Origin of the sequence: Thermococcus sp. 101 C5 (assembly GCF_009372125.1) — an archaeon.
Taxonomy (GTDB): Archaea; Methanobacteriota_B; Thermococci; order Thermococcales; family Thermococcaceae; genus Thermococcus_A; species Thermococcus_A bergensis.
This window is the reverse complement of record NZ_WHIZ01000030.1, coordinates 1-22,625: the sequence shown is the minus strand read 5'-3', so window position 1 is coordinate 22,625 and position 22,625 is coordinate 1. Positions and strand designations below refer to the sequence as shown.

Genomic DNA, 22,625 nt, shown 5'->3' with positions numbered 1-22,625 from the left:
TCATTTCTTTTACTGCTTGGAAGTCCCCAAATATTTTCCAAACATCTACAAGCCTCACACCAGCCATAGGAATCACCTCTTGATTTCAATTTTTCGCTACTTTAAAAATAAATAATAAGGAAAGAAAGTTACTCCATTTTTCTCCTTAGCAGCAGTGGGATTAACGCTAGTCCTACGAGTGCTGCTGGCCCGCAAATTCCTCCGGTTTCTGTTGGGCTTGGCGAGGAAGCTTGGGTTGATGAAGTTGCTGGACTTGATGTTGTACTTGGGGTTGTCGAGGTTGGAGAGGTCTCGCTTGGTGTTGGGCTTTCGGTTTTAGTGGGAGTTTCACTTTCGACGGGTTTTTCTTCAACTCCAAAGAGCGGTATCATTTTTACTGTTGCTCTCTTTCCACTTTCTGCATCATAACTGCTCAGTTGTTCTTCCTGAGTTGGTTTAAATCCTTCTGGGACTAGGAGATCATACACTCTAGGCGCTACACCAGCAACAACTGCGTTAACATCAGCTCCTCCGCCCTTCCACTCCTCTGCCTCAACTGCAACTGGTCTCCACTTGTCTGGACCATAACCGTCTTGAGAACCAACAAGAACTGCTCCGTAGAGACCATAGTCTTCGTTTATTTCAATGTACTTCTTTGGAACTTCAACAATTATTGCATTCTTTGTCGGATCTGCAGAGATTTTCATTTCTCCCTGATAGCTTGTTCCATCGGGGAGAACAATTATGTTTCCGTAATCCCAACCAGCAACTCTAATCGCTAGATCCCATGGGTGCTCCGGGTCTAAATCAACGTTGCTTCCTGGCCCATCTGGGAACATCTTAATTGCCGAGGAGTTTCCACCATCCTTGAAGTCGAGGTAGACTTCGATTATCTGTAAGCTGAAGCCATTGGGTCCATTCCATGGGTTGCCCCCCAGATCTGCGAAGTAAAACTCCAAAGTATATGTTTCACCACTATCAAGCATCCTGAACTTCAGAAGATCCAGGTGTCCTGGCACAAAGACTTTGTTTGTGGCGTAAGTGTAGCTTCCTGGACCATGGTCGTCTCCCTGTGGGTCAGTAGCCTCTATTATTACATTGGTTGCTGTTGTTACGGGGATCATTTTTACTGTTGCTCTCTTTCCACTTTCTGCATCATAACTGCTTAGTTGTTCCTCCTGAGTTGGCTTAAATCCTTCTGGAACTAGAAGGTCGTAGACTCTTGGGGCAACTCCAGCTATAACTGCGTCAGCTGGAGCTCCTCCACCTTTCCATTCCTCAGCCTCAACCGCGACAGGCCTCCACTTGTCCGGGCCATAACCATCTTGAGAACCAACAAGCACGGCCATATAATCCGGCACCTTTGGAAGGTACTTCTTTGGAACTTCTACCACAATGGCGTTTCTAGCCGGATCTGCAGAGATTTTCATCTCGCCCTGATAACTCGTTCCATCTGAGAGTACAACTATGTTTCCGTAATCCCAACCGGCAACTCTAATCGCTAGATCCCATGGGTGCTCCGGGTCGAGGTCTACATTGCTTCCAGGCCCGTCGGGGAACATCTTAATTGCCGAAGTGTTGCCTCCTTCTTTGAAGTCGAAATATGCCTCAATTATCTGCAAGCTGAAGCCATTAGGCCCATTCCAGGGATTGCCGCCAAGATCCTTGAAGTAGTACTCAAATACATATGAATTTGGTTTCTCGAGAACTCTCACTTTGAGCAAGTCCAGGTGTCCAGGAACGAAAACCTTGTTAGTGGGATAAGTGTAGCTTCCAAGACCATAATCATCTCCTTCAACATCCTGAATTTCTGCAACCACAACTCCTTCCACCTGCTTTGGAAGTTTTACTTGGATTGGAGTGGTTATTACTTCGAGTTCTCCTTTATCGTCAACTGTTGAAACTGCGAAGTAGAAGTCGGAGGGACTGTCCAGATAATCGAATGGGACTATGACTTCAACCCCGCTTTCTGTTTCTTTTATGTTCACTTCCCCGGTCTTTTCATATGCTTCGTAATCAATTGCCTTGTAGATTTCAGCTTTTCCATCCTTTACGACTATGTGCGTGGTTATCATAAGCCCAACGCTGTCTTTGCTGAACGGGAAGATATCGTACCTAAGCCCACTGAGCTTATTCTGTAGGAGTGTGAACGTGTTACCCACGACCTTTCCTGGTTCAAAGATGCTTATTTCGAACTCTTTTGTAGTTTTAACAACAAAGTGAAGTCCTTCCTCATTAAAGTACAGATCCACGCCATCTGCAAGTGGTGACAAGCTTGACCAAGTCTTTTTCTCCCCTTCCTGTACTCCTGTTAGTTCCCTTGTTACATACGGCTCCCCATTGGGGAAGTAGTTTCCGAAGAGATAGCTTGGGATTTCCAGACCGGCGAACTTGTACATCTCGTAGAGATAGGCCTTGAGGTATCGGTCGAAGGTATAATCCTGTCCGCTGTCTTGGTCGCTTCCATACCACCAGAACCAGTCACTTGCCTCTGCCCTTAAAAGATACTCGTATGCAGTGTCCCAGTCGGCAACTTTATCTTTGTTCTCAAATAGTGCTTTCCTTCCCAGGTAGAGCCAGTACCATCCAAGGTTCTCCTGCGGCTCGCCAATCCATGTTGAGAGTGTTCCGTCAATCCAGCTGGACTCGGGCCACTGCATATTCTCTTCAACGCCAACGATGTCATAAAGCTCGCCGAGGCTTTGAGCCGTTAACAGGGCATTGACTTTCTCCTCTGTTGTAAAATCAAGCCTCTTCATGAGCTTTGGAGTAAGTTTGTTGGCCTTGTCGCCATACATCTGGATGTACTCGCTTGGAGTTACCGTCCTTATTAGGCCCTGCTTTTGAAGTTCGGTTAGCTTCTTGTACAGCTCCTCAAGGAATATTTTGCCATCAAATGGATAGTGCTCCCACGGGTTCTCTCCATCGAGGGTTACTACATAAACTAGGCTCCCATCGTAGTTCTCTTTTTGTATCCTGAGGAGTTCGTTTACAAAATCCTCAACGGCTTGGTATTGGTTCATGCCTGAATACCTAAACCCAACTCTGTCACTTAAGTCGTGGTTTCTTGGGAAGAGGTAGATTTTCTTACCGTTAAATTCAGCCACCCAAGGCTTGTAATAGTTTTCAACTGTGTTTGGGATTCCAAGGATATCGAGAACCATTTGATCTGTCATTACCCATTTCCATCCGTTGTTTGCCAGTATTTCGAGGGTCTTATCATTTAACGCGCTCTCCGCAGCCCATCCGCCCTGGGGTTCAACTCTGTTATCTCCAAGATACTCCTTGTAGAGCTCGTGGGCTTTCTTTACGTGAGCATCAAAATCCTCATACCATCCAAAGTCGTTGAGCAGTGGCCCAATTGGATGAGCATAAGGAACTACAGTAACTTCGACATTTCCATTTCCAAGGAGGTAGTTTATTTTTTCGTGTTCTTCAAACGTGTGATTAAGAAGCCACATCTGGTGCTTTAGCACGGTTGCCACGTCTTCTCTTGTGTAGCCCCCAACATCCACTTTGTCGTAAAGTACCTTAAGCTCGGGGGTGTTGATTATGTAGTTATAGTCAGTCCAAGCCAAGTTGAACAGGACAGCCAAGTCAATGTAATCCTGCTCTGTGAATTCACTCGTTATCTTTACTTTTTGCTCATTTAAAGGCAGGTTTGCATACTTTTTAAACGCACTTTCTCTTTTGTCCTTGAGTTCTGTGTATCTCTTCCACTGCTTTCTGTAGGGATTGCCGTTTTCGTCTGCAACGGGCTCTCCATTCCACGGGATTGTGTGGTCAAAAAATCCTCCTGGGGCTTGTAGCATAAACCATTTGTCTTCAAGTGTTAGTGGTTCTCCAGTTGCTATTTTCTCCGTGACTATCTGGTAGGTATCTTTTTTGCCGTTCATGTAGTCCGCAAGCTGGGCAATTAGAGAACCTGACAAGTCTATAGCAACATGTACATCCGGGTATTTGCTAAGATAGTTTGCCATCTTCCAATAGTTGTTTGCTGCATGCAGTCTAACCCATGGGCGGGTGTAGATATCTTGGATTGGATCGTAGTAGTATGGCTGGTGCTGATGCCATACAATAACAACGTTTAATGGTTTGGGCGTCTCTGCCTTTACTCCAGCTCCAGCAGTGCTTAAAAGAACCAAAAATACAAAAAACAATGCTAGACCTTTTTTCATATTTCCCCACCTCACTCTTTTAATCCTCCAAGAGTAAGTCCACTCCTTACGTAGTTTTGGGCTAAGAGGAACATGATAAAGACCGGCAATGCGAATATCAAAGCGGCTGCGGCAAATTGATTCCACGAAATAGACCTCAAGTTCGCGAGCATTGTGTAGAGCCAGACAGTCAATGGATAGTTCTCCTGGTTGAGGAGCAGGTTCGCAAGTATAAGCTCCGTCCAACCCCCAATGAATGCGAATATTGCCACTGTAGCTAGCCCGGGGAGGGACATTGGAATAAGCACGTGCCTTATAATCTGCAGGTATCCCGCACCATCAACCAATGCTGCTTCGTCAAAATCCGGAGGAATTGAATCCAAGTAGGACTTTAAGAGCCATGTGTTAAACGGCACTCCACCAGCGGCATAGATTACTGGCAAAACAAAGATGTTATTGGTCAAGTGGAGCTTCACTAACATACCGTACAATGCAACCAATCCTGCTATTCCTAATCCTCCCGAAACCTGGGTGAACATCAAGTAAAAGTAGAGAACGTGTTCTCTTCCGAAGAACTTGAGCCTTGAAAATGCATATGCTGAAGGTATTACAAATATGAGGGTCAGGATAACGGTAAGAGTGGCTATCAGCAGGCTTCTCTTCATGTAATCTGGGACCTCTCCACCCACCTTTGCTAGGCGAATAAATGCAAAGTCAGTTGCAGTGAATGTTGCTTCCTCCGCTGAGATTATTCCTCCCTCTTTTATCTCCATTTCTACGTTCTGGGCTTCGTAGGTATTTTCATCGATCTTGGTGAACCCTGAGAGGTCTAAGGGCACTTCATCCGGGGAACTAACTTTTACTATTATTCTCTGTGCAGATACTTTAAGGTTTTTAACACCGCCAGTACTTTCGATCTGATTGGCATTTAGTTTTATCGATTCACCTCCAACAATAATTTGAGCCCCATCAGGTTCCTGTCTCTCCTCTCCACCTTTTCTTTCGAGTATTTCTGTATCTATCAAGGTGAACCTACTCGAATAACTTCCTACAATCCTAGCCTCATGAAGTTCTATCTCATATCTGTTCAGGGAGTCCTTTATAGTGCCGTCTTTAGCATTTATCTCAAAGTTTGTTGTTTTTATCAGCCCCTCAGTATGACCAAAGAGTAGATCCCGGTAATTGGAGAAAGTCACTTTATCCGGAATTAGATCAATTTCAGTAGTAGCAAGAGTTCCCGAAGGCTTAACAGAGAGCATTGCCATGTAGTACACGGGGAAGAGTAAGATTCCCACAACAAAAAGTGCCAACAAAGTCAGTGCAAATGACTTTAACAGCTCATCCTTTCGCTTTGGCAGTTCAATTTTAAGCTTCATCCCTTAACCCCCTCCTGCAGTCTCGTTATTCTCATGTTGACGAACATGTAAACTGCAAGGACTATTGTTGCTATGAGCAAAATAGCCGCTGCCCTTCCGTAGTGAGGGACTGAACTGCCGAACGCTTTTCTATATCCGTAGAGGAGCAGGAACCTATCCTCAAACAGCCCCGCATTGTATATAAACGGAACAAGGAAATACTGAAAGCTTGCCGCAGAAGTTAGGATTGTGGCAAAAGCTATGGGTTTACTTACAATTGGAATAACTACTTTTGTCAATCTCTGCCAGTAATTTGCTCCGTCTATAATTGCAGCTTCAATTAGGGTATCTGGAACACTCTGGAGAGCTGAGGTTATTACCGTCATCATAAATGGGTAAGCGAGCCATACTTCAATTATGTTCAAAGCAACAAAGCCCCAAGTTACGCTTGTCATCCAGTCTGGTGGGTTTGTTACTCCCAGATTTTTCAACATTATATTAATCGGACCCACAACAGGATCAAACATAAAACGCCATACCATTACGGAAAAAAGCAGAGGCAACGCCCATGGAATTATCAAAAGTGCCCTATAAAAGAATTTGCCCTTTACGTATTTATTGTTATAAAGAACACTCAAAAGAATTCCAACAATAACTTTCAAACTCACACTGGTCGCCACAAAAATCCATGTCCAGACAAAAGCAGATCTGAACTTTGGATCGCTTAACGCCCATTTAAAGTTTTCCAGCCCGACAAACCTCAACGGTTCGGCAGTAGGAGCTTGTATTGGGAAGTTGCCCAACTTAGCGTTTGTGAATGCAATGTAAACGGAGTACAGTATTGGGTAGATGTTAAAAAACAGGAACGCTATCATACCGGGCAATATCAGGGCAAGAGCGGCTATTGTTCTTTTATCCATTCACTCACCCCCGAGAACTAGAAATAGAAAGAAAAAGAAGAAAAATCAGCTAACCGCTAATGGCATCGAGTATTTCTTTCTGTGCATCTTGGAGCGCTTGCTCAATGGTCTTCTTTCCGCCGATTATGTCTGTGATTGCAGTGGCAACTGGGCCCCAAACTGCTCCCATCTCTGGGCTCTTTGGCATTGGAATTGCGTATTGGACTGCTTGACCAAAGCCGTAAAGTACAGGATCATTCTGGATCTCTGGGTCGTTAAGGACTTCGGTAAGCACTGGGATGTAACCGTTCTGGAGGGAGAGGGTCTTTATAACGTCTGGGTTTGTTGTGAACCACTTGAGGAATGTCCAGATAGCATCCTTCTTGCTCGGGTCGTTAAGCTTTGCAACGTAGATAAGCCTGACACCACCGTATGGGTGAGGCCTGTGCTGATCATCGATAGCCGGAAGTGGAACTATGCCAAAGTTGATTCCAGCGTTTCTAACGTCCGGAATGCTCCATGGGCCGTTAACCATCATTGGGGCTTTGCCATCGTGGAAGAGGCTAACCTGAGCGTTGTAGTCTTGAGTCTTGGCAACATATGGGAATATTTGCTCAAAGAAGAACTTGAAGCCTTGAAGTGTTTCAGGCTTATCAAGGCCAGGAGTCTTTGTCTTGTCGTCAAAGTAGTAGCCATCGAAGGCATGCACCCAACCTGAGATAAAGTACGGGTCTATTGGAGTTGCGAGACCGTAAGTACCTTCAGCTTCATTGTAGTATTGCTCCATAATTGCCTTCATTTCGTCAAAGGTCTCTGGTGGGTTTGGAACCATGTCCTTGTTGTAAATTAAAGCTACAGTCTCAGCAGCATAAGGCATTGCATAGTAGTGGCCGCCGTATTCAATAGCATTTTGAGCCATTGGGCTGAACTTGCTTAGAACTTCGGGAGTTATATATTCGTCAATGGGCTCGAGCATTCCGGCCTCAGCGAACTTTCCAATCCAGTCGTGGGCCCACATGAAAAGGTCTGGGCCTTGTCCAGCAGGAATTGCAGCTTTAAGAGAAGTCTCCAAATCAGCTTTTTGTTCAAGTTGAATGTCAATGTTTGGATATTCTATCTCAAACTCGGCAATTAAATCCTCAAAAGCCTTGATCTCATTTGGGCCAATTGCATGCCATATAACGATTGTTACTTTCTTCTCTTCTGTTGTTGTGGTTGTTGTCTGAGTAGGAGAGCTCGTAGTTGTAGTTGTTTGGGTTGGGGAGCTTGTGGATGTTGTTTGTGTGGGGCTTGAAGTAGTTTCCCCACCACCAATACATCCACTTGCAACAACCCCAATTGCCAGCACTCCAATTAACAACAAGGCAAATAGCGCCTTCTTCATGTATATTCACCTCAGTTGAAGATTTCAAATTTAGTATCATCTCCAGTGATATATATACCTTACGCTTTGATGCTCATGGAATAGCGGGTGTTCTAAATGAGACACTGATGAAAAAATTTAGGATTTTATGAGGAATGACCAACAAAAAATGAGAAAGGTTTCAGGGCAATGCCATCTAAATTTCCCAGCAGCACTTCGTCGGGAAGTTTTTTAATAGAACCATAGTTGTCCGAATAGTTTATTCCAATCAAAAGTTTTTCATCTCTGTGTGTCCTCTCGTAAAGTAACAGTCCCTCTTGGAATTGTAGTGGTTTGAACGCTCCAATCTGTAGTGCTTTACTGCTCTTTCTCAGTTTTATCAGCTCTTTGACTACACTTAAAATATCCGAGTCCCACTTCTTGCTGTCCCACTCCATGGGGGCCCTTGAGCGCTCCATAAAAGGTGCCTCTATATTTTCCATCCCGATTTCATCCCCGTAGTAGATAGAAGGAATCCCTTTGTAGGTGAAAAGGAATACCAATGCACAGAGATATTTTCTCTTGTCCTCGAGCAAGCTGAGCATTCTATCCACGTCATGGTTGTCCAAAAAGTTATACATTGCATACTCAGCAGGGCCGTAGTATACGCTCAAAAGCTCAAGCCAGTTCAAGAACTGCTCTGCGTTAATTTCCCTCGTCACAAAAAATCTCAAAATTGCCTCATATAGCGGGTAATTCATGGTTCCATGAAACTTATTGAACAACCACAGCCGTGCGTCGTCCATTACTTCCCCAACTAGATAAGCATCACCTGGTAGCGTTTCTTTAATTTCTTTCCATACTTCGGGAGGAACTCCGTGGGCAACATCTAATCTCCAGCCATCGGCTCCTTTTTTAATCCAGTATTCCATTACATCCTTAATGAACTCTTTTACCTCTTTGCTGTCGTGGTTTAAGCGGGGCATCAACCATACAGAATAAAAGCTCTCATAGTTCCATCTGAGAGATTTAAGCCGCTTATACTTTTCATGCCATGGGAGGTCTGAGTATAAAATATCAAGGAACCTTTTTGGAACGACTGGAAACCCGGTTATGCGATAAAAATTCTTATACCTGCTGTTCTTTCCGTTTTTGACTACATCCTGAAAGTAGGGGTGGAAAAAGCTCGTGTGGTGAAATACTCCATCCAAAACAAGTTTTATGTCTTCTTTTTTCAGCTTTTGCACTAACTTTTCGAAGGCTTTATCTCCTCCAAACTTTTGGGCGACATGATAATAATCAACTATGTCATATCCGTGATACGTCATTGACTCAAAAATGGGGGTTAAATAGAGAGCATTTACTCCCAGTTCAGTTAGGTACTCAATTTTCTGGATTACTCCCTCCAGGTCCCCTCCATAATGGGAAATGCTTCCGAGATCAATTCTGCCGTTGGGATCGTTTTCAGGATTTCCGTTAAAGAACCGGTCTGGCATTATCTGGTAAAAAACCCTGTTTAAAAGCCATGAAGGCAGGGGGTATTTTTCTTCCTGCTTCCCTAAATCAACATCAAAGTCTCCATATTCTAGGGTGTCTTCATCTGTTTGTACTCTAAAGTAGTAGTGTAGGTTCTCTTTTTTTGGGAGTCTTACTTCGAAGTAATCAAAAAGCTCATCGTGGGCTTTCTTTCTCATTTCCCAGCTTTTCTCTTCCACCAGAAAAACCCTTTTAACGATCCCTTTAAGTGCTCTAAGGCGTATATAGGTGTAGTCTCCAAAGGAATACAAATAAGTGAGTGCAGGGAAATGGTAAATTTCCTCGTCTGAGAAAATTCTCGCTACATTTGTCTCTCTTTCAGCCTTATAAGAGAGCCTTCGAAAGTGCTTCTTATTCGGGTTTTCAGGGTCAAGCAATTCTTTGCCATCTACTGAGAATGTGTAGTACCAAACTCCTTCAGGAAGCTCTACCCTTATATACCATCTATCTCCCTTTTCTTTCATCCTAAAGCTTCCCTCGTTGAATGCATTAAAATTTCCCAGAAGGTATGCATAGGATCCACTTTTAGGTATAGAGAACTCGGTGATTCCCACCTTTCCAAGGTACTTATCATCTCTAAATCCGAAAGTTTTATACATATTAAACACCTCTAATGATTAGGTATCACTCTTAATGTTTAAATTTTCGAAAGTGAATATTAAAAGCCTTTAGGAGGAAAAAACATGAGGGAAGAAGAGATAATTAAAATGCTTCAGAAGCTTGGTTTAACAAAATACGAAAGTTTGGCATATATAACTCTTCTAAAGCTCGGAACGAGCAAAGCCACAGACCTTACAAAGGAAAGTGGAATTCCCCACACGAGGATATACGACGTGTTGAGCTCTCTTCACAGAAAGGGATTTGTGGACATTATGCATGGGACACCGAGAATGTACAAGCCAGTGAATCCAGAAATAGTTTTTGAGAAACTTAAAGAAGAGCTTTTAAGTGATATAGAATCTGTAAAAAAAGCCCTTCTTGAGCTCTACAAATCTGTCCATGGCGAAGACATACCTGAAATATGGACTATCCACGGATTTGAGAACACTTTGGAGAGAGCTGAGTATATAATAAGAAGCGCAAAAAGAGAAGTGCTAATAAACACACCTTTTGAGTTTTTACGATTGCTCAAAGATGAAATTAAAAAGAGAAAAGACGTCATTTTTGTAATTGTAAGCAACTTTGAAGAGATTCCAGACTGGCTTAACAAAGAGAACGTGATTTTAGCTAAGAGTGGAGGGGCTCCATGGTTAATGGCAACTTGGATTATAGGAGATGTAGACTACGCGCTCTTTTTTGGAGCACTCCCCAAGGATAGGAGAAGAGAAAAATTCTATTCCTTCTGGGGCAAATCTCCAAAGTTAATCCAGAACTACATGCACTGGTTCTACACAATGTATTTTGACAACAGCGAAGTTATAAAACCAATTGAATACGAAAAACTCAAGAAACCCATTGAAGTAGCCAACATAAGAACCCTTATAACGATCCTTAAACAGGCAGGGCTTCCAAGAAAGCTAGAGGTCATAGGGCACTTCGTTGATACAAGAGATGAAGCAACGATAAATGGACAGGTTGTTGATTATGAGTACACATCCCTCACAGCCAACGTAACTCTTATAGATGAAAAGGGGAAGGAATGGAAAGTTGGAGGACTGGGAAGCTACTTTGAAGACATTGAGGGAGAAAAGTTCATTTTATTAGAATAAAAGGAAGGAGGGAGTCGATGTGAAAATACTAATGCTTGGATTTGAGTACTTGCCGGTAAAAGTTGGAGGGCTTGCAGAAGCTATCACAAGCATTGCGGAAACTTTAGCAAAGCTCAACAACGAAGTCTGGGTTTTTACACCTTCTCATGGTCATATAGACGGAAAAAAACTTCTTGAGTTCGATATAAATGTTTACGGGAGCAAGGAAAGGGTAAGAGTATACGAAAGAATTCAAAACGGCGTTAGAGTATTTGCCCTAAGCAGCAACTTGCTTGACAACAAAGACGTCTATGGCCCCGGATGGGAGGGAATGCTTGGCAAGGCCGTGCAGTTTGGGAAGGCAAGTGTTGGTCTGCTGAACTACCTGATAGAGAATGAAGGAAAACCAGACGTATTACATTTTCATGACTGGCATACCGTCTTTGCTGGAGCTTTGATTAAAAAGTACTTCCAGCTCCCGGCAGTCTTTACAATCCACAGGCTCAATAAATCCAAGGTTCCGGCCCATTACTTCCACGAGGCCCATCTCAGTGAGTGGGCTCCGTACCCTGATATAGACCCGGAGTACGTGGGTGCTTATATAGCTGATGTAGTGACAACCGTAAGCAAAAGCTATCTCTGGGAGGAGTGGGGCTTTTACAGGAACTTTGAAGGAAAAGCCACCTATGTTTACAATGGGATAGCATGCGACTTCTGGAACGAGGAACTGCTGGAGAACAAAGAGCTGCCAAGAGAAGAGAGAAGAAGAAAGATCCTTGAGAGCTTGGGGCTGAGCGATGGAATTGCTTTCATGTTTATTGGCAGGTTCGATAGGGGACAAAAGGGTGTTGACACGCTTTTAAGGGCCATTGAACTCATTGCTCAGAGTTACCCATCTGAGTTCTCGAAGATGCGCTTCATAATAATTGGAAAAGGCGATCCCGAGCTTGAAAGCTGGGCTCATGCGTTGGGGGCAAAGTATCCTGAGAACGTCAAGGTAGTAACTGAAATGCTGAAAAGAGAGTTTACAAGGGAGCTCTACGGCAGTGTTGATTTTGTTATAGTGCCTTCCTACTTTGAGCCCTTTGGTCTGGTTCAGATGGAAGCAATGTGCTTGGGAGCAATCCCCATAGGCTCAGCCGTGGGTGGAATAAAGGACACAATAATAAGCCTCGATGAAGACGAAGAAAATGCTACCGGATTGCTTGTTCCTCCGAGAGACCCAAATGCTCTTGCTCAGGCAATTCTCAGGATGGCGAAGATCAGGGAAGAGCAACCGGAGTTGATTGAAAAGATGCGCCAGAACGGAAAGAAGAGAACAACGGTCTTCACGTGGGAAAACGCTTGCAGGAGGTACATGAGGGCATATAAAAATGACATAGACAAGGCAGTCGAGTTCCTTAGGTAGGCATCAGCACCGAGATTTGTCCTCACCGCTCGGAAGCGGCCAAGCTCATCATCTGCCACAAACCTTTAATTCTTTTTTCCTTATAACGTTGAGGTGGAAACATGAAGTGCCCCTTCTGCACTCCATCCGAAGAGGCTCTGCTCTATGAAGACGAACACATTAGGATTCTCATAGACTCTTTTCCTGCAAACAGGGGACATCTTCTCGTGGTACCAAAGAGACACGTTGAAGATTGGAATGAGCTCAAAGAGGAAGAAAAATTTGCCATAATGAGAGGAATAGAGCTGGCAATTGAAAAGCTGGGTGAAGTCCTAAAGCCAGACGGATTCAACGTTGGGATAAACCTTGGGGAAGCAGCAGGTCAAACGGTGGCTCATCTTCATGTTCATGTGATACCAAGGTACAGAGGGGACACTAATTTCCCGCGAGGAGGTGTAAGAAAGGCGGTTTTAAACATTGAAGATGAGAACTTAAGCTTAAAAGAGAAATGGGCTGGAAACAGGCTCACTCAAAAAGAAAAAGAGACATTAAAAAGGCTATTCGCTCACATCTAAGACCTCAGCCTTCTGGAATTCCACGATTTTCTTTGGACTTAGCCTGCTCAACCTGTCTATCCTTCCTCCTCCGCCGATTACAAACTCCTTTTCCACGACTTTCTTGTCAACCACTGTTTTTATAGGGATGCCCACTGGGGGGACTTCACCAACTTTGTAGCCGGTTATCTCTTCCACTTCCTTTGGTTTCGCCATTCTGACGTTTCCAAAAATGTTTCTTAGCTTCTCCAGGCTCACCTTTGATTTTCCGTCGACTATGACCAAAATGGGCTCGCTTTCATTTACAATAAAAACGAGAGACTTGATGATGTTTTCGGGACTAACTCCCAGGAGCCTGACAACCTGCTCCACAGTTTTTACTTCTCCTTTTGGCTCTATAATCTCCCCTCCCAGCTCTTTAACAATTTCTTCCACTCTTATTGCCTTGGAGGGATATTTCTCCTCGTTCTTTTTCAATTTTCTCTCCACGGCTTCGTCAAGGTCGATGTTAAGCTCATGGGCTAAAAGGATGAGGTATATTATCACATCAGCCATCTCATCGGCAATTTCCTCTTTCTTCTTTGGGTCTTTGGTGCTTTGAAGTATCTCTTCGTCGGTTTCCCATTGGAAGTGCTCTAGAAGCTCTCCCACCTCAACAGCCAGAGAGATTGCGAGATTTTTTGGAGTATGGTACTTTTTCCAGAGGCGTTCATCCCTAAATTTGACAGCCTTCTCTTCGATTTCTTTAAAATTCATGAGCCTTCATCTCCTTTAGGAGTGTTAGATATCTCAATAGCTCTTCCAGTTCTTCCTTTGAAAACTTTTTCTCAGCATATTCCTCAGGGTCAAAAGATGACAGGTAATCCTTTATTTTGTTCAGTCTCTCAAGATCATCCTCTAGCTCAAGAGACCTTTTTGTAAACTCCCAGGAAGTGTGAGGGCTTTCAAAAATCCGCTGCTTGTTGCTGACTATGGCTATCTTTACGTTCGCTATGGCTTCATCAACTAGTTCCAACAGCTCCTTTATCTTCATCTTTCACACCGTTGATAATAACCAAGTAAATTATTTAAAGTTGATTGAAAAAGTTAATATGAGGGAAGCTCCATGGATTTTGACTTATTCATGGAGAGGTATGGATACAAAATTCTCCTTGGGATAATAGCAGTAGTTATCATTAGCCTTCTCGCAATTCCCATCCTTGGAATTGCAGAATTAATAAGGATGTATGGGCTCGAAATTGGGCTTATAATCATCATAGTGTCGGCAGTTTATGGTTTTACAGTGTGGAGAAGATTTAATGAGGCGCGTGCAGAAGCTCTTGGAAAGTACTTCTACGACGATAAATGGTATAAAAGAAGATGAATCACTTCTTGCTTGGATAAACTATCGCATCGAAGGGACAGAGCTGCTCGCAAAGCCCGCAACCTGTGCATATTAGCGGATCGATTTTCATCTTCCCTTTTTCCTCCTCAAAGACCAGCGCTGGACAGCCGGTTAGGAGGGCACATGCTTTACATCCTGTGCACTTCTCCTCAATGACCACCGGTATTTCTCCAATTTCGCCCCTTCTCAGCACTGGAATTATACATTCCCTCTTTGCTATTATTACTGCCGGGCCTTTAACCTGCATAGCTTCTTTTATAGCCTCCTTAGTGGTTTTTAGGTCGTAGGGGTCGACTGTTTTTACGTACTTTACGCCAAGGGCTTTTACAAGGGCTTCAATGTTTATCTCGTTGAACTTTCTTCCCGTCTCGCTTCCTCCTGTTCCCGGATGCGGCTGGTGTCCGGTCATTGCCGTGGTTCTGTTGTCAAGGATCATCACAAGGACGTCGAGGTTTTTATAAACTGCATCCACCAAGGGCTGAATCCCATTGTGGAAAAATGTTGAATCTCCTATTGTGGCAATTATCTTCTTGTTCATCGCTATGCTCTGACCATTTGCGAGGCTTATGCTTGCTCCCATGACATATTCGGTCCATATTGCCTCTAAGGGTGGGAGTAAAGATAAAGCATAGCATCCTATGTCCCCATGAATGGGGAGTTCATCTTTCTTGAACCCTAATTCTTTTAGGGCATCAAGCAAAGCTCTATAGGAGCCCCTGTGTGGACAGCCGGGACACATTGTGGGAGGTCTTGAGGGGGCTAGGTTTTCTGCTTCTTCAACTTCTTTTGCCTTTATGTATTCTTCTCTATCCTTGCCGAGGAGCTTCAAGAGGACACTTTTAACCAATCTTGGAGTTAGTTCACCTTCAAGAGGCAGATGTCCGGTGCGTTTTCCATATATTGGAGTTGTTATCCCTTCTTCCTGGGCTACTATTTTCACTTCCTCCTCCAAAAACGGTGCACCATCTTCCACAACTATTGCTTTTTTAACTCCCTTCAGGAACTCAACGACGAGTCTTCTCGGCAGAGGGTGGGGTGTTGAGATTTTGAGGATTTTAAATTTCTCATCAAGTTTTGAAACAACTTCTTTCACGTAATTGTAGGGTGCCCCTTCAGCTATAATCCCAATCTCGCCCTCCCCTTCAATCCAGTTAAAGCTTAAAGTCTCAAACTCGGCTTCAATTTCTTTCAGCGTCTTATTCAACCACCTGTGCCTCTCAAGGTTGCCCTTCATTGAAGCCCTTACATATCTTTGAATATCCTTTTCAAATTTCGGCTTTCTGTCAAGCTTGACGAATTCTCCTACCTCCACATCGGCAGTTGTGTGGTTTACTCTCGTGGTTGTCCTGAAAATGACAGGTACTTTGTACTTCTCACTCAGTTCATACGCATATTTTATCAAATCATGGGCTTCCTGAACGTCTGCAGGCTCCAGAACAGGTAGCAAAGCGAGCTTTCCGTAATACCTGTCGTCCTGCTCCGTTTGAGAAGTATGCGGCCCGGGGTCATCGGCCACTAAAATAACGAGCCCCCCTTCCACTCCAGAATAGGCGAGGCTCATCAGCGGGTCAGCAGCAACGTTAAGTCCAACACACTTCATCGTTACAAGTGCCCTGAGACCAGCATAAGCAACTCCCGCGGCTTCTTCAAGTGCCACTTTCTCATTGGGCGCCCATTCGGCGAAGACTTCGGGGTTTAGTCTTGCTATGGTCTCAATAACTTCAGTTGAAGGTGTTCCGGGATATCCGGTTGCGAATGATACACCACTTTCGAGCGCTCCATATGCAATCGCTTCATTTCCCATGAGAAGCTTTTTAGTTAATGACTTGGCAACTGTCGGAGAACTTGAGCTAGCTTCCATGCTCACCACCACAATTCCTTGGGTTTTGAACCTATAAAACCTGTAGTTCGAAGAAAAACAAGGAAAATCGAAAATTTTTTAGATTTTGGCCTCAAAAACCATAAACATTCTCGCTACGGGGTTTGGATAAATTTCCCAGTCAGTATCAATTTTTTCTATTGGTATCTCTCCGTAGAGACCCCCTTCCCTTGGGTCGAGGCTCTTTCCTACTATTTTGTTTTCGGTTATTTCAACTGTCATGTAGCGTGGAAGCCCTATCCGTACAAAGCCTTCTTTCATTGCATATTCAATTCCCCACTTTACGGAGTAAATTCCCGCGTAAAGCTCGGCTATTCTTACGGCAACGCTTTCTTTTCCTATAGCCAGGATCTCAATTCCGGTTTCTTCCCAAAATCTCTTTGCCAACGGCTGCAGATCTTTGCTTAACTCGTGCCATATGGCTTTTCCTCTATCGGAAATTCTCAGCGCATCTATAGTTGGATCATCCAGTTTTCTAACTTCTATTCCCCCAAGGCTGGAGTCTAGGTGGATAACATCGGGCTTTACTTTTCTTGCAAGCTTTAATCCCAGAAGAGCTTCATCCTTCAGTGCCGTCCTTCCGCTGAGGTCATAGTCAAAAGGATTGGAGTACTTCACAATGCTCAGCGTTGCTGTTCTGTATGGTTTCTCCACCAAAACAGCTGCAGTTGCTATTAGACCAATTGGATTGTAGTTTTCATCTAATACCGCTCCTCCAGTATCTGCAGAGACTATCCTCATATTTCTCACCTTTTTGGCTCCAAATGGGCCCTTTTAACAACCAAAACTCCCGAACCAGTGAAGGCATCCCATATTTTTTCGGTTTCGTCAAAGACTATTTTTGCCTTAAAAAATGGTGCATCTCTAACGAATGTTTCGAATTCTCCTCCTTCGCCAGCAATGTGAACTTTATACTTCCTGTTAAGCTCCTTCAGCTCTTCAAGGGCTTTTTCATCTATTTTTCTCCCCAGCCATTTTTCATCCAGCCCATAGGCTGAAACTCCTACTATAACAACATCGAGGCCATCACGAATTAGGGCTCGCATGTACTCCTCTGGCTCAACCTTCCAGAAGGGCACAAAGACCTTTATTCCAAGTTCCTTGGCAATTCGTTCGACCCTTTCTTTTTGATACTGGCTAGCCAACGCCCCAGCGACGACACCCTCTATCTTTAGCCCCTCGAGAACTCTCTTCAAGTCTTCAACCTCTCTTTCTTTCTCTCCCTTCGTAAAACCTTTGACGATGGGAATTCCAATAGCTCTCGCCTGCAGTTCTGTGAGGTGAAGGTTTGGGACGTGATACATGTAACTTTCTTCACTCTCAGAGTGCATTGTGACAAGATATCTAACTTCATGACCTTCCTTCAATGCCCAATAAAGGGCATATGTAGAGTCCTTTCCTCCAGAAAAGAGTACTGCGACCTTCATTTCTGACCCTCTTTGTGTTTTTGAAAAATAGTTAAACAGAGCTTTTAAAAAATTTTGGAGATCAGAGATATTCCAAAGCCTTCTCTGTTTTTTTATCAAAGAGGATTACTCTGTCCTCTCTGGGCACTATTGTGACTTTTTCCCCAAATCTAAAGTGCTCTTCCTCTGGGGCGAAAACTTTAACAAAAACATCACTATCGACTGCTACTGTTATTATCTGCTCCCTTCCCAGCGGCTCAAAAGAGTAAATCTCTCCTTTGATACCTTCTGCTTCTCCTCTCACTATTTCCGCGTCATGTGGTCTAAAGCCAAAAAGCACTTCTGTTATGTTAAGTTTCTTGATAATCTCCCCGTACTGCTTGGGTATTGGGATTCTGCTGTGGTATATTCTGAGCATATCTCCTTCCACTTCTGCTTCAACGAAATTCATAGGTGGGCTTCCCAAAAACCCTGCCACAAACTTGTACATTGGTTTGTAATATACCTCATCCGGGTCTCCAACCTGCAAGATGTTTCCGTCTTTTATAATCGCTATCCTATCAGCCATTGCAAGGGCTTCTGCCTGGTCGTGGGTTACATAAACGGCAGTAATCCCCAGCTCTTTTTGTAGCCTCTTAAGTTCTGCCCTAACTTCCAACCTTAGGAGGGCATCCAAATTGCTCAGAGGTTCATCAAGTAACAGAACATCAGGCTCTTTAACGAGTGCTCTGGCTATAGCGACTCTCTGCTGCTGACCACCACTGAGTTGCCAGGGATATCTATCTAGGAGGTGGTCTATATGGAGCATCTTCGCAACTTCCCTGACTTTCTTCTCTATTTCTTCTTTGGGGGCTTTTTTGAGCTCAAGGGGGAACGCAATGTTTTTGAAGACCTTCATATGGGGATAAAGTGCCCAGTTCTGGAAAACTAAGCCCACATTTCTGTCCTTTGGTGGGACTTCGGTAACATCTCTTTCATCAAAGTATATCTTCCCGCTTGTTGGTTTGTATATCCCGGCTATAGTGTAGAGCAAAGTTGATTTGCCACTTCCGGAAGGTCCTAAGAGAGCCATAAATTCTTTGTCTTCGATTTCCAGTGTTATGTTGTCAAGTGCCGTGAATTTTCCAAACTTTTTGGTTATTCTATCCAGGGTTATCTTAACCATCCCTTCTCACCCCTTTATTCCTCCTGAATAGCTTTGGAGAAGCAGCTGCTGGGCGGTTAGGAAAAATATGATGGTGGGCAGGAGATATAAAGTCCCAGCAGCAGCTATTAGCGGCATGTGTGAGTACTCAGCTTCAATATTCGCCTCTATAAATGTTGCAAGTGTTTGATCAATTAGAAATGTTCTTACGTAGATTAGGTCCTGCCAGCCTGCCAAAAATCCAAACAACGCAACTGCAAGTATTCCGGGCTTTATTAGAGGTAGCATTATCTGTCGCCATACCTTTATCCTTGAAGCGCCGTCTATGATTCCCGACCATTCAAGCTCCCATGGGATTGTATCAAAGAACCCCTTCATAAGCCAGACCGACATAGGGATTTCTAGTGCTGCCCTAGCGAGAATTACATAGAAGAACGAGTAGAGCCTCACAAATGAAGGTTCTTGGGGAAACGTTAGGCGGTACAGCAAATAAACACCGACAATTAAAGCAACTCCTGGAAAAGCATGAAGCATGAGGAGGAGGAGCATCATTAATTTTCTCCCTTTAAACTTTATTCTCGAAAGAGAGTATCCAGCAAGTGTGCTGATTAAAGTAACTGTACCTGAAACTCCTAAAGCAACTACAAGAGTATTCAGGGTTATTTTTAGGATGTTTTGCCTTATTCCTCCGGTTATTGCTAGTTTCCCCTGAAAAACGTTTATCCAATTTTCAATTGTTGGTCTAAACGAACTGAGGCTTAAATTGGTGACCATATCCCTGCTAAAGCTTGAAATTACTAAAAGTGCAAACCCCAGTATGAGGGGGAGGCTGGCGAAGAGTATCGTGAAGACTATTATCCACTCTCCCTTCTTTGGTCTTGTTTCAACGTCCCTCATTCTATATCACCCCTTGGCTCGTGAATCATCTTTTCAAATTGGAGCACTTTTAGGGTGACAAGCCCTCCTATGATGCCAATTATAGACAGTAACACTGCTGCTGCAGCCGCTAGGCCTTGATCCTGCTCTCCTCTTCCAAATGCAGTATTGTAAACGTAGAGTGCTAGTGTCGTGCCGTAGTCCCTGCTTACCAAGTCCCACTGGACAAGGAGGAACAGGTGGGGATAGGTCGTTAATAAACTCAGGAACTGCCAGGTTAGCACATATAGAAGGTGCCATTTCATCATTGGAACCAAGATTTTTCTGGAGATTTGCCATGCTGATGCCCCATCTACCCTCGCAGCTATAACAAGCTCCTTTGGGATCTGATTTAAAGCCGAAGTAAATACTATCATTCCAAAGCTAACTCCCACAAGGCCATTAACAAAAATGATTACGCTCCAAGCCCCCCATGGAACGATTTGACCCCATGGGATTGGTTGGGAGAGCACACCAAGCTTCATGAGAATTGAATTTAAAGTACCAATCTCGCTCCCGTGAAAGAAGTAATACCACACCAGGCTGTAAACGGCTATGGGGGACATTCTGGGCAACAACCACAGAAGTCTAATTGCCGAAGAGGATCTTTCATTTATGAAAAATGTCCCTAAAGCTAAAAGAAGACCTCCAAAGACGTTTATAATAAGGGTTATTCCCACAAAAATGATAGTAGTTAAGAGAACAGTTCTCATCAACGGGTCATGCTGGAACATATGAAAGAGCCTCTGATAATTGTAAAATCCAACAACCTCAGTCAGATACCTTTCAATATTCCAGTTTCGCATCTTGGTAAAGCTTATGTAGACAGTGAATACTAAGGGAATCAGGTAGAATAAACCGACCATTATAATCATGGGAGAAAGAAAAAAGGAAAGGTTTCGAAGCTTTTCCCCCTTCATGTCATTCACCTCATTGAAGCGTCCAGTCCTTTGGAATCTCCCCTACTACTTCCACGTTTTGGGCCAGTTCTGGATCCGCATTGACTTTTTGTATAATGTAGTTAACACCTTCTTCTGGGGTCATGTCTCCTCTCAACACCTTGTCCACTGCCTCTTTGAAGATATCAGCCAATGCTGGGTACTTTGGATGTGCTGGAGCTAGCTTTGTGTACTCGAGCATATAACTCACATCGGCAAGGAACTTTGCGTTTATTGGGTGAACTGTTGTTGCGACAATGTCCTTTATGTTGCTCTTGACTTGAGGATCGAGATCAATGCTGAGGCTCTTCAGGTCATCGAGCCACTTCTCGTTGCTGATTAGTTCTGCGGCTTCTTTTCTAACCGGCAGGTGGGCGCTTATTACGCTGTGAATCGCATTTATATCGGGGTCGCTTGCTTTTATTACCATTAAGAATGCCAATTTGTGGTAGAGGTCTTTAAGCTCATCATACTTCGGATTTTGCTGGCCGGCTTTGGAGTTTATCATCCAAACAAACGGCTGGCTCAGAGTTACAGGCTTCAGACCCTTCTCCCCGGCTGGGAACAAAGTGTAGGTAAACCAAGCTTGGACTTCTTCGGGCTTTAATGGTCTCGGAGTGCCTTCTTTTCCATAATAGTCCTTGGTCTGCCATTCCGTCCAGTACCAAGTACCGCCTATGTCAAACAGGGTTCTGCCTTCAACTATTGCGGGGTGAATTTGCTTTGCCCAGTCCCAGCTCATTATGTCTTTGGGGAGCAAGCCATCTTGGGCGAATTTCCACTCCACATAAAGCCACTTGTAAACTGCCGGAACGTCCACTACAAGCTTTCCAGATTCCTCGTTGTACAACTTGCCGCCAAATGCATAAATAAACTGAATTAGGTCTGGATGTGCGGATCCTTTTCTGTGTATCAATCCCCACTCCGCTGCACCGCTTTCCTTTGCTTTCTTAGCCCAGTAATAAACATCACTCCATGTGAATTCCCCGTTCTTGACTTTTTCTTCAATCCCCTCTAAGTTAAAGCCAATTTTTGCAGCTACGTCTTTTCTTATGTATAATGGCCTTGCTTCTGTATCTTGGGGCAAACCGTAAAGTTTGTCGTTGAATTTTGAAGCTTCGATTAGTGAGGGATAGAAGTCATCTATCACATTTTGATATGCGTTTGCATATTCAGTTATATCGAGAATGTAGCCTTCATCTGCGAGAGTTGGCAGGAATGCATAAGAGTTCACAAAGAAATCGCCAGCCTGTCCTAGAGGCTGTTTGCTGAGATATTCTTGGTACGCATCTTGGAAAGAGGCAACATAGTGTATGTCTGTTATCGTTATTTTTACGTTGACTTCATTCTCCTCCCAAACCTTATTTATTCTTCTCGCCGCTTCTACAATTCCGTAAACTCTCATTACACTGTTGGGGTCTCCAGACCCCCATGCAGAGAATTTTACCTCATTTATCCCGTTGCTTTCAAGTGTCCTGCCTATCGCCAAGATATCTTTTGTGAAGTCCCCTGTTAACTCAACGCCTGTAGTTTCGGTCTCTGAGCTTTCCTGTGAACCAATGCACCCACTGGCGATTACTCCAACAAGCACAACTATTGCCAGTAATATACCTACTTTTGCCTTCATAACCACCACCTGAAAAAAACTTTGGGATTTTAAGATGCCAAAATCGGCATAGGCTTATTGTAATCTTGCAGGGCTATCAACGACATTTTGGAAGGGAACTTTTATAACTTTTATGTAACATTAGGGCGTGTTTATAGTAACCTTTATTAGGGTTTTTGCTGAATTCTTTCAGGTGGTTGTCGTGATCCCCAGATGGGATCACAGACTCAAAGACCCTGAAAGCGTGGCATTCGCAATTCTTGACGTTTTAGCAGACTTCGAATCAGAAGGAAAGCTGAAGAACCTGCCAAAATCCAAAAAATTTCCAGTAAAAACAATACTGGCAATACTCCTCTTTAAACAATACTACAACCTACCTCTCAGAGACGCCCAGCACTACGGCAGAAAATTCTTCGGAGCAAACATTCACTACTCAACCCTCCACAACTGGGAGAA

19 protein-coding genes are annotated in these 22,625 nt (G+C 43.8%); 5 read left to right on the top strand and 14 right to left on the bottom strand.

The window, feature by feature from the left end; all coding sequences use genetic code 11:
• Positions 1–128: 128 nt before the first annotated feature.
• The 5 genes from GBV73_RS05910 to GBV73_RS05890 form a co-directional block, all read right to left on the bottom strand.
• Positions 129–4,157: a glucodextranase DOMON-like domain-containing protein gene (locus GBV73_RS05910; protein WP_152880013.1), complete on the bottom strand. Its 4,029-nt coding sequence runs from the start codon at positions 4,155–4,157 to the stop codon at positions 129–131.
• An 11-nt stretch (positions 4,158–4,168) separates the two neighbouring features.
• Complete coding sequence (locus GBV73_RS05905; protein ID WP_152880011.1) at positions 4,169–5,512, bottom strand: ABC transporter permease subunit; 1,344 nt, start codon at positions 5,510–5,512, stop codon at positions 4,169–4,171.
• Positions 5,509–6,411, bottom strand: coding sequence for a carbohydrate ABC transporter permease (locus tag GBV73_RS05900; RefSeq protein ID WP_152880009.1), 903 nt, complete (start codon positions 6,409–6,411; stop codon positions 5,509–5,511). The genes GBV73_RS05905 and GBV73_RS05900 overlap by 4 nt, the downstream gene beginning before the upstream one ends.
• A gap of 49 nt (positions 6,412–6,460) precedes the next feature.
• Positions 6,461–7,774 (bottom strand): extracellular solute-binding protein, encoded by a 1,314-nt coding sequence (locus GBV73_RS05895; protein ID WP_152880007.1) that lies wholly within the window; start codon positions 7,772–7,774, stop codon positions 6,461–6,463.
• 125 nt (positions 7,775–7,899) lie between these two features.
• Positions 7,900–9,867, bottom strand: a complete 1,968-nt coding sequence (locus tag GBV73_RS05890; protein WP_152880005.1) for an alpha amylase N-terminal ig-like domain-containing protein — start codon at positions 9,865–9,867, stop codon at positions 7,900–7,902.
• 84 nt (positions 9,868–9,951) lie between these two features.
• Here GBV73_RS05890 and trmBL1 point away from each other — a divergent pair, with 84 nt between their 5' ends.
• The 3 genes from trmBL1 (at position 9,952) to GBV73_RS05875 (ending at position 12,918) form a co-directional block, all read left to right on the top strand.
• On the top strand, positions 9,952–10,977 hold the full coding sequence (gene trmBL1 / locus GBV73_RS05885) for an HTH-type sugar sensing transcriptional regulator TrmBL1 (protein WP_152880003.1): 1,026 nt from the start codon (positions 9,952–9,954) through the stop codon (positions 10,975–10,977).
• 19 nt (positions 10,978–10,996) lie between these two features.
• The gene (locus GBV73_RS05880) at positions 10,997–12,364 is read left to right on the top strand and encodes a glycogen/starch synthase (protein ID WP_371717030.1); all 1,368 of its coding nucleotides are present in this window, start codon (positions 10,997–10,999) and stop codon (positions 12,362–12,364) included.
• A 101-nt stretch (positions 12,365–12,465) separates the two neighbouring features.
• Positions 12,466–12,918: an HIT family protein gene (locus GBV73_RS05875; RefSeq protein ID WP_152880001.1), complete on the top strand. Its 453-nt coding sequence runs from the start codon at positions 12,466–12,468 to the stop codon at positions 12,916–12,918.
• On the opposite strand, the gene GBV73_RS05870 is transcribed toward GBV73_RS05875, so the two are convergent.
• Complete coding sequence (locus tag GBV73_RS05870; protein ID WP_152879999.1) at positions 12,901–13,653, bottom strand: YbaK/EbsC family protein; 753 nt, start codon at positions 13,651–13,653, stop codon at positions 12,901–12,903. The genes GBV73_RS05875 and GBV73_RS05870 overlap by 18 nt on opposite strands.
• Positions 13,643–13,930 carry a hypothetical protein gene (locus GBV73_RS05865; protein ID WP_152879997.1) on the bottom strand — a complete coding sequence of 96 codons (288 nt, stop codon included), beginning with the start codon at positions 13,928–13,930 and terminating at the stop codon, positions 13,643–13,645. Before GBV73_RS05865 ends, GBV73_RS05870 begins: the two co-directional genes overlap by 11 nt.
• A gap of 72 nt (positions 13,931–14,002) precedes the next feature.
• On the opposite strand from GBV73_RS05865, the gene GBV73_RS05860 reads away from it, so the two are divergent.
• Positions 14,003–14,260, top strand: coding sequence for a hypothetical protein (locus GBV73_RS05860; protein ID WP_152879995.1), 258 nt, complete (start codon positions 14,003–14,005; stop codon positions 14,258–14,260).
• Position 14,261: 1 nt separating this feature from the next.
• Here the strand turns inward: GBV73_RS05860 and iorA are convergent, their stop codons facing one another.
• The 7 genes from iorA to GBV73_RS05825 all read right to left on the bottom strand — a co-directional run bounded on the left by iorA (position 14,262) and on the right by GBV73_RS05825 (position 22,190).
• Complete coding sequence (gene iorA, locus GBV73_RS05855) at positions 14,262–16,142, bottom strand: indolepyruvate ferredoxin oxidoreductase subunit alpha (RefSeq protein ID WP_152879993.1); 1,881 nt, start codon at positions 16,140–16,142, stop codon at positions 14,262–14,264.
• A gap of 78 nt (positions 16,143–16,220) precedes the next feature.
• Positions 16,221–16,901, bottom strand: coding sequence for a DUF4152 family protein (locus GBV73_RS05850; protein WP_152879991.1), 681 nt, complete (start codon positions 16,899–16,901; stop codon positions 16,221–16,223).
• Between the two features lie 5 nt (positions 16,902–16,906).
• A complete protein-coding gene (locus GBV73_RS05845) occupies positions 16,907–17,587 on the bottom strand; it encodes a diphthine--ammonia ligase (protein WP_042697080.1) in 681 nt (226 codons plus the stop codon).
• A 61-nt stretch (positions 17,588–17,648) separates the two neighbouring features.
• Positions 17,649–18,731 carry an ABC transporter ATP-binding protein gene (locus tag GBV73_RS05840; RefSeq protein ID WP_152879989.1) on the bottom strand — a complete coding sequence of 361 codons (1,083 nt, stop codon included), beginning with the start codon at positions 18,729–18,731 and terminating at the stop codon, positions 17,649–17,651.
• Positions 18,732–18,737: 6 nt separating this feature from the next.
• Complete coding sequence (locus GBV73_RS05835) at positions 18,738–19,607, bottom strand: carbohydrate ABC transporter permease (RefSeq protein ID WP_152879987.1); 870 nt, start codon at positions 19,605–19,607, stop codon at positions 18,738–18,740.
• The gene (locus GBV73_RS05830) at positions 19,604–20,545 is read right to left on the bottom strand and encodes a carbohydrate ABC transporter permease (protein ID WP_152879985.1); all 942 of its coding nucleotides are present in this window, start codon (positions 20,543–20,545) and stop codon (positions 19,604–19,606) included. Before GBV73_RS05830 ends, GBV73_RS05835 begins: the two co-directional genes overlap by 4 nt.
• 10 nt (positions 20,546–20,555) lie before the next feature.
• Positions 20,556–22,190: an ABC transporter substrate-binding protein gene (locus GBV73_RS05825; protein ID WP_152879983.1), complete on the bottom strand. Its 1,635-nt coding sequence runs from the start codon at positions 22,188–22,190 to the stop codon at positions 20,556–20,558.
• Between the two features lie 127 nt (positions 22,191–22,317).
• On the opposite strand from GBV73_RS05825, the gene GBV73_RS05820 reads away from it, so the two are divergent.
• Positions 22,318–22,625: hypothetical protein (locus tag GBV73_RS05820; RefSeq protein WP_152878644.1), on the top strand; the 308-nt coding region annotated here is incomplete at its 3' end.

Bases quoted from the DNA above. Each gene is read 5' to 3' on its own strand.
- GBV73_RS05910 (WP_152880013.1), bottom strand. From the start codon at position 4,157: ATGAAAAAAGGTCTAGCATTGTTTTTTGTATTTTTGGTTCTTTTAAGC.
- GBV73_RS05905 (WP_152880011.1), bottom strand. From the start codon at position 5,512: ATGAAGCTTAAAATTGAACTGCCAAAGCGAAAGGATGAGCTGTTAAAG.
- GBV73_RS05900 (WP_152880009.1), bottom strand. From the start codon at position 6,411: ATGGATAAAAGAACAATAGCCGCTCTTGCCCTGATATTGCCCGGTATG.
- GBV73_RS05895 (WP_152880007.1), bottom strand. From the start codon at position 7,774: ATGAAGAAGGCGCTATTTGCCTTGTTGTTAATTGGAGTGCTGGCAATT.
- GBV73_RS05890 (WP_152880005.1), bottom strand. From the start codon at position 9,867: ATGTATAAAACTTTCGGATTTAGAGATGATAAGTACCTTGGAAAGGTG.
- trmBL1 (WP_152880003.1), top strand. From the start codon at position 9,952: ATGAGGGAAGAAGAGATAATTAAAATGCTTCAGAAGCTTGGTTTAACA.
- GBV73_RS05875 (WP_152880001.1), top strand. From the start codon at position 12,466: ATGAAGTGCCCCTTCTGCACTCCATCCGAAGAGGCTCTGCTCTATGAA.
- GBV73_RS05870 (WP_152879999.1), bottom strand. From the start codon at position 13,653: ATGAATTTTAAAGAAATCGAAGAGAAGGCTGTCAAATTTAGGGATGAA.
- GBV73_RS05865 (WP_152879997.1), bottom strand. From the start codon at position 13,930: ATGAAGATAAAGGAGCTGTTGGAACTAGTTGATGAAGCCATAGCGAAC.
- GBV73_RS05860 (WP_152879995.1), top strand. From the start codon at position 14,003: ATGGATTTTGACTTATTCATGGAGAGGTATGGATACAAAATTCTCCTT.
- iorA (WP_152879993.1), bottom strand. From the start codon at position 16,142: ATGGAAGCTAGCTCAAGTTCTCCGACAGTTGCCAAGTCATTAACTAAA.
- GBV73_RS05850 (WP_152879991.1), bottom strand. From the start codon at position 16,901: ATGAGGATAGTCTCTGCAGATACTGGAGGAGCGGTATTAGATGAAAAC.
- GBV73_RS05845 (WP_042697080.1), bottom strand. From the start codon at position 17,587: ATGAAGGTCGCAGTACTCTTTTCTGGAGGAAAGGACTCTACATATGCC.
- GBV73_RS05840 (WP_152879989.1), bottom strand. From the start codon at position 18,731: ATGGTTAAGATAACCCTGGATAGAATAACCAAAAAGTTTGGAAAATTC.
- GBV73_RS05835 (WP_152879987.1), bottom strand. From the start codon at position 19,607: ATGAGGGACGTTGAAACAAGACCAAAGAAGGGAGAGTGGATAATAGTC.
- GBV73_RS05830 (WP_152879985.1), bottom strand. From the start codon at position 20,545: ATGAAGGGGGAAAAGCTTCGAAACCTTTCCTTTTTTCTTTCTCCCATG.
- GBV73_RS05825 (WP_152879983.1), bottom strand. From the start codon at position 22,190: ATGAAGGCAAAAGTAGGTATATTACTGGCAATAGTTGTGCTTGTTGGA.